The sequence below is a fragment of the Streptomyces sp. CO7 genome, from assembly GCF_053474865.1.
The window spans coordinates 874932-880222 of sequence record NZ_JBRIOU010000004.1; the positions used below are offsets into that span (position 1 = coordinate 874932).

Sequence of the window (5291 nt, forward strand, 5' to 3'; positions counted from 1 at the left end):
GCGCGTGGGGCGCGTGGGGCGGGGAGCCGGGCGGGCGGCCCCCCGCCGTCAGCCCTCGTCGACGGTGAAGTGCAGCAGGTCCTTCAGGAAGGGGATCTCCAGCCCCTCCGGCTCGACCATCAGCGCGAGCAGCACGATGACGACGCCCAGCAGCCCGTACGTCACCACGTCGGTGAACCGCGAACGCACCGCCAGGATGCCGACGTTCGGCACCGTCCAGCGCAACACCGCGCCCAGCAGGAGCCCGCAGCCGATCACCACGGTCCCCGGCCGGAACAGGCCGAAGGCGGTGAGCAGCAGCCCGATCCCGGCCACCGTGCTGAGCAGCAGGATCGGCCACTGCCTGGCCGGGGCCGGCGCGTCCTTGGGGGCGGCGCGGCCGCCGCCCTCGGGTCGCGCCGTGTCCCGGGTGAACAGCGGGAACCGGCGGGTGACCCGCCGCGGACGACCCTGCGCGTCGGGCGCGCTGACCGCGTCCCGCACCACGGGCGGCCCGGCGGGGTCCCCGGCATTCCCGGCGTCGTCCCGCGGGCCGGCGCCGTCGGATGCCTCAGCGGACTCCCGCGCCTCGGTGGCCGAGGTTGCCTCCGGGAAGTCCCGCTCCTTCGTGCAGTCCCGCTCTTTCGTGCCGGCGGAGTCCCGCGCCTCGGTGGCGTCCGTGGCGTCCGGGGCGTCTGCGGCATCGGACACCTCCGCGGCGTCCCGCACCGCCGGGGCGTCCGGCGACTCCGGGGCGTCAGGCACCCCTGGGGCGTCAGGCACCTCCGCGGAGGGCGGGAAGGAGGCCGAGGCCCGCGGGGTGTCCCGCGCCTGCCGGGCGTCCGGGGAGGGCGAACCCTCCGGCACCCGCTCCGCGTCCGTCGCCCCGTGCCCGCCCCGCGACTCAGCCGGCACGGCGCTCCGCCGCCTCGACCACGTTGACCAGCAGCAGCGCCCGCGTCATGGGGCCCACGCCGCCCGGGTTGGGAGACAGGAAGCCGGCCACCTCGGCCACGTCCGGGTGGACGTCGCCGACGATCCTGCCCTCGTCGTTGCGCGAGACGCCGACGTCCAGCACCGCCGCGCCGGGCTTGATGTCCTCGGCGCGGATGAGGTGCGGCGAACCGGCCGCGGCGACCACGATGTCGGCGCGCTTGAGGTGCGCGGCCAGGTCCTTGGTGCCGGTGTGGCACTGGGTGACCGTGGCGTTCTCGGACCGGCGGGTCATCAGCAGCGGCATCGGACGGCCGATGGTGACGCCGCGGCCGACCACGACCACCTCGGCGCCCTTGGTCTCCACGCCGTAGCGGCGCAGCAGCGTGAGGATGCCGTTGGGGGTGCAGGGCAGCGGGGCGGGCTCGTTGAGCACCAGGCGGCCGAGGTTCATCGGGTGGAGGCCGTCGGCGTCCTTGTCCGGGTCCATCAGCTCGAGGATGCGGTTCTCGTCGATGCCCTTGGGCAGCGGGAGCTGGACGATGTAGCCCGTGCAGGCCGGGTCCTCGTTCAGCTCGCGGACGACGGCCTCGATCTCCTCCTGGGTGGCCGTGGCGGGCAGCTCGCGCTGGATGGACGCGATGCCGACCTGGGCACAGTCACGGTGCTTGCCGGCGACGTACTTGTGGCTGCCGGGGTCGTCCCCCACCAGCAGGGTGCCGAGACCGGGCGTGACGCCCTTCTCCTTCAGCTTCGCCACGCGGGCGGCAAGCTCGGACTTGATCTCGGCCGCGGTGGCCTTGCCATCGAGAATCTGGGCGCTCATGCCTCCATCCTCCCGGATGGACCCGGCCCTGTTCAAAACAGGTCCACGGCCGGCCGGGGCGGGCCGCCGGCCCGTCGGCCTCCCGTCATCCCCAGGTTGCGCTTCCGCAACAGGTCACGCCTGTGGGTGGACAGCGCAGAACGGGTGCAGAACGATGAAACGGCAGTGCAGCGGGCAGTACCGGGGGGCCACCGCCACGTGCACCTTCCTCCGCAGACGTTCGCCCGTCGTCGCCCTGTCGAGCGTCGAGTACCCGGAGAAAGGCAACACCCATGAGCTATGGCGACCCCAACAACCCCTACGGCGCGCCGCAGCAGCCGTCGGGCGGCCCCTACGGCCAGCCCCAGCAGCCGGCGGGCAGCCCGTACGGCCAGCCGCAGCAGCCGCAGCCCGGGTACGGCTACCCGCAGCAGGGTCAGCCCGGCATCCCGCCGCAGTCGGGCTACGGCTACCCGGCGGGCGGCCAGGGCGGCTACCAGCAGGGACCCCCGCCCGCGTCGATGGGCATGCGCTTCCTGGCCCGTCTGATCGACGGCGTGATCATCGGCGTGATCTACGGCATCCTGCTGGGCGTCGGGGTCCTGGGCGCGAGCGACGCTGCCGCGGAGTGCGACGCGGCCGGTGACCCGGCGGTCTACCAGTCCTGCATCGACCAGGCCGCCAGCGACATGATGGGCCCGATCTTCGCGGTCATGGGCTTCTTCATCATCTTCACCCTGCTGTACGAGTGGCTGATGATCGGTCTGGTCGGCGCCACCGTCGGCAAGCTGGCGCTCGGCCTGCGCGTGGTGAAGGCCGACACCGGCCAGAAGCCCGGCCTGGGCTCCTCCTTCATCCGCTGGATCATCCCGACGGTCGGCAGCTTCCTCTGCGGCATCGGCCAGCTGCTGGTGTACCTGTCCCCCTTCTGGGACAACTCCGGCCGCCAGCAGGGCTGGCACGACAAGGCCGCGTCGACCATGGTCCTCGGCAAGCGCTGACGGATCCCCGCCCGTACGACGGCGGCGCACCCCGGAGCTCCGGGGTGCGCCGCCGTCGTTCGTCCCGCCTCGCGGCGGCCGGTGGATCCGTCAGTGGAAGAAGTGCCGGGTGCCGGTGAAGTACATGGTGACGCCCGCCTTCCGCGCGGCCTCCACCACCAGCTCGTCACGGACCGAACCGCCCGGCTGCACCACGGCCTTGACGCCCGCGGCGGTGAGGATCTCCAGCCCGTCGGGGAACGGGAAGAAGGCGTCGGAGGCGGCGTAGGAGCCGCGCGCCCGCTCCTCGCCGGCCCGCTCGACGGCCAGCTTGGCGGAGTCGACGCGGTTGACCTGGCCCATGCCGACGCCGACCGAGGCGCCGTCCTTGGCGAGCAGGATCGCGTTGGACTTCACCGCGCGGCAGGCCTTCCAGGCGAACGCCAGCTCGGCCAGCTCCGTCTCGGACAGCGCCTCGCCGGTGGCCAGGGTCCAGTGGGCCGGGTCGTCGCCGTCGGCCTGCAGCCGGTCGGTGACCTGCAGCAGCGCGCCGCCGTCGATCGGCTTCACCTCGACGGGCGCGGACGGGGCCTCAGGAGCCCGCAGCACGCGGATGTTCTTCTTCCGGGCGAGGATCTCGACGGCGCCGTCCTCGTAGTCCGGCGCGACGACGACCTCGGTGAAGATCTCGGCGACCTGCTCGGCCATCTCCTTGGAGACCGGCCGGTTGACCGCGATGACGCCGCCGAACGCGGAGAGCGGGTCGCAGGCGTGCGCCTTGCGGTGCGCCTCGGCGACGTCGGCGCCGACCGCGATGCCGCACGGGTTGGCGTGCTTGATGATCGCGACGCAGGGCTCGTCGTGGTCGTACGCGGCACGGCGCGCGGCGTCCGTGTCCGTGTAGTTGTTGTACGACATCTCCTTGCCGTGCAGCTGCTCCGCGCCGGCCAGACCGCCCTCGGCGCCCTCGGAGAGGTAGAGGGCCGCGGGCTGGTGCGGGTTCTCGCCGTAGCGCAGGGTGTGGCTGCGCTGCCAGGTCGCGCCCAGGAAGTCCGGGAACTGCGAGTCGGCGTCCGCCGGGGCGTAGTCGGAGGCGAACCAGGAGGCGACGGCCACGTCGTAGGAGGCGGTGTGCTGGAACGCCTCGGCGGCCAGCCGCTTGCGCGCGGCCAGGTCGAACCCGCCGCCCTTCACCGCGGAGAGCACGTCGGCGTAGCGGGCCGGGCTGGTGACCACGGCGACCGAGGGGTGGTTCTTGGCGGCGGCCCGCACCATGGAGGGGCCGCCGATGTCGATCTGCTCGACGCACTCGTCGGCCGAGGCGCCCGAGGCGACGGTCTCGCGGAACGGGTAGAGGTTGACGACCACCAGGTCGAACGGGGCGACGCCCAGCTCGTCCAGCTGCTGCCGGTGGCTCTCCAGCCGCAGGTCGGCCAGGATGCCGGCGTGGACCTTCGGGTGCAGCGTCTTCACGCGCCCGTCGAGGCACTCCGGGAAGCCGGTGAGCTCCTCGACCTTGGTGACGGGGACGCCGGCGGCGGCGATCCGGCCGGCGGTGGAGCCGGTGGAGACCAGCTCGACACCCGCCTCGTGGAGGCCCTGGGCGAGCTCCTCGAGACCGGTCTTGTCGTAGACGCTGACCAGTGCGCGACGGATGGGCCGCTGGGTCGTGACAGTGGTGTCGGCGGTCACGGGATAACTACCTTTCGTCCCTCAATGCGGTGGCCGTTGCGGGCGATACGCCCCACGACATCGACGAGCAGCCTTCGCTCGACTTCCTTGATGCGCTCGTGCAGAGCGCCTTCGTCGTCCTCGTCCCGGATCTCGACCACGCCCTGGGCGATGATCGGGCCGGTGTCGACGCCGTCGTCGACGAAGTGGACGGTGCATCCGGTGACCTTGGCGCCGTACGCGAGCGCGTCGCGCACGCCATGGGCTCCGGGAAAACTGGGCAGCAGGGCAGGGTGCGTGTTGACGAACCGCCCGCCGAAACGGGCCAGGAACTCCTTGCCCACGATCTTCATGAAGCCGGCCGAGACCACCAGGTCGGGCCGGTGGGCCGCGACGGCCCCGGCGAGCGCCGCGTCCCACTCGTCGCGGGTGGCGTGGTCCTTCACCCGGACGACGAAGGTCGGCAGCCCGGCGCGCTCGGCGCGGGCCAGCCCCTCGATCCCGTCGCGGTCGGCGCCGACGGCGACGATCTCGGCGCCGTACTCCTCGGTGCCGGTCTCCTCGATCGCGTCGAGGAGTGCCTGGAGGTTCGTACCGGATCCGGACACCAGCACGACGAGGCGCTTGACGCCGGTGGACACGGGCGCGGGCGGCTGGGCGGCGGCCACGGCGGGGCCTTTCTCGGGAGAGCGGCGATACCGGCCGGTCGTACGCGCGGCTTTGTACGGACGTACGAATGCTTCGCGCCCCGTCTTACGGGGAAGTCTACGAAGCGGTCGACCGGCAGCAACGATACCCGGCACTTCGGACGCCCCCACGGGACGGGGGCGGAGCCGGGCGGTACCGTCTGCCGTGTGCGACGCGGCACCGGGCGGGAACGTCCCAGGTGCGCCACACGTTCCGAAGAGGGCAGGGGGCCCGGG

General features: G+C 72.9%; 5 protein-coding genes. 1 reads left to right on the forward strand and 4 read right to left on the reverse strand.

Annotated features, from left to right (window positions below):
• Positions 1 to 48: 48 nt before the first annotated feature.
• On the reverse strand, positions 49 to 744 hold the full coding sequence (locus ACOV8S_RS16780; protein ID WP_448318606.1) for a DUF3017 domain-containing protein: 696 nt from the start codon (positions 742 to 744) through the stop codon (positions 49 to 51).
• Between the two features lie 139 nt (positions 745 to 883).
• Complete coding sequence (locus ACOV8S_RS16785) at positions 884 to 1738, reverse strand: bifunctional methylenetetrahydrofolate dehydrogenase/methenyltetrahydrofolate cyclohydrolase (RefSeq protein ID WP_448318607.1); 855 nt, start codon at positions 1736 to 1738, stop codon at positions 884 to 886.
• Between the two features lie 272 nt (positions 1739 to 2010).
• Between ACOV8S_RS16785 and ACOV8S_RS16790 the strand changes: the two genes are divergently transcribed.
• Entirely contained in the window at positions 2011 to 2718 is a 708-nt protein-coding gene (locus ACOV8S_RS16790) for an RDD family protein (RefSeq protein ID WP_448318608.1), read from the forward strand.
• 90 nt (positions 2719 to 2808) lie between these two features.
• Here the strand turns inward: ACOV8S_RS16790 and purH are convergent, their stop codons facing one another.
• Entirely contained in the window at positions 2809 to 4389 is a 1581-nt protein-coding gene (gene purH / locus ACOV8S_RS16795; protein WP_448318609.1) for a bifunctional phosphoribosylaminoimidazolecarboxamide formyltransferase/IMP cyclohydrolase, read from the reverse strand.
• Positions 4386 to 5036: a phosphoribosylglycinamide formyltransferase gene (gene purN / locus ACOV8S_RS16800; RefSeq protein ID WP_448318610.1), complete on the reverse strand. Its 651-nt coding sequence runs from the start codon at positions 5034 to 5036 to the stop codon at positions 4386 to 4388. Before purN ends, purH begins: the two co-directional genes overlap by 4 nt.
• Positions 5037 to 5291 lie beyond the last annotated feature (255 nt).